Here is a 1,207-nt window from a genome sequence, read left to right as displayed (position 1 = left end):
CCAGCGTGGCCATGCCGAACTGCCGCACGATCAGCGAGGAAATGCGCGTGCCGATGGCGCGATGCGTGTTCTGCACGTTGTACTGAAGCTGCATCTTCTCGCCATGGTCGAACAGCGGGCGCGCATCGGCGATCATCTGCGCATCCAGCGTCTCGGGCACCTCGTTGCGGCCTTCACGCGTGCAGAAGCGGCCATAGGGGCCGGGATCCGCCTGCGCGAGCAGCGAGTTGAGGTCGAGATCATCCAGATAGTCCGCGCCACGCAGCACCTGGTGCAGCAGGTCGGTGCGGCCGATGATCTCATTGAGCGTGGAGAAGCCGAGGGAGGCGAGGATGTTGCGCACGTCCTCCGCGATGAAGGAGAACAGGTTGATCACCTTCTCCGGCGTGCCCTCGAACTTGCGGCGCAGTTCATCATCCTGCGTGCACACGCCCACCGGGCAGGTGTTGGAGTGGCACTGCCGCACCATGATGCAGCCCATGGCCACGAGGCTGGTCGTGCCGATGCCGAATTCCTCGGCCCCCAGCATGGCGGCGATCACCACGTCACGCCCGGTTTTCAGCCCGCCATCGGTGCGCAGCTTCACGCGGTGGCGCAGGCGGTTGAGCATCAGCACCTGATGCGCCTCCGCCAGCCCCAGCTCCCACGGCATGCCCGCGTATTTGACCGAGGATTGCGGGCTGGCCCCGGTGCCGCCGGAATGGCCCGAAATCAGGATCGCATCCGCCTTGGCCTTGGCAACACCCGCGGCGATCGTGCCGATGCCCGAACGCGCGACCAGTTTCACGGTCACCGTGGCTTCGGGGTTGATCTGCTTGAGGTCGTAGATGAGCTGGGCCAGATCCTCGATCGAGTAGATGTCGTGATGCGGCGGGGGCGAGATCAGGGTCACGCCCTCGGTCGCATGGCGCAGCTTCGCGATCAGGCCCGTGACCTTGAAGCCGGGAAGCTGCCCGCCCTCGCCCGGTTTCGCGCCCTGCGCCATCTTGATCTCGATCTCGCGGCAGTCATTGAGGTACTGCGCGGTCACGCCAAAACGGCCCGACGCGATCTGCTTGATGGCGGAAGACGCGTTATCGCCATTGGGGCGCGGCTTCGCGCGCGCCGGGTCTTCCCCGCCCTCGCCCGAATCGGACTTGGCGCCGATGCGGTTCATGGCGATGGACAGGGTCTCGTGCGCTTCGGGGCTGAGCGCGCCCAGCGAGAT

At 66.0% G+C, this 1,207-nt stretch carries 1 protein-coding gene; it reads right to left on the bottom strand.

Annotated elements, in window-relative coordinates:
- On the bottom strand, positions 1 to 1,207 hold a 1,207-nt coding region (locus JCM25156_RS25790), incomplete at both ends, for an FMN-binding glutamate synthase family protein (RefSeq protein WP_034960714.1).

Source organism: Komagataeibacter kakiaceti JCM 25156 (assembly GCF_000613305.1).
This window is presented reverse-complemented; position numbering and strand designations above follow the sequence as displayed.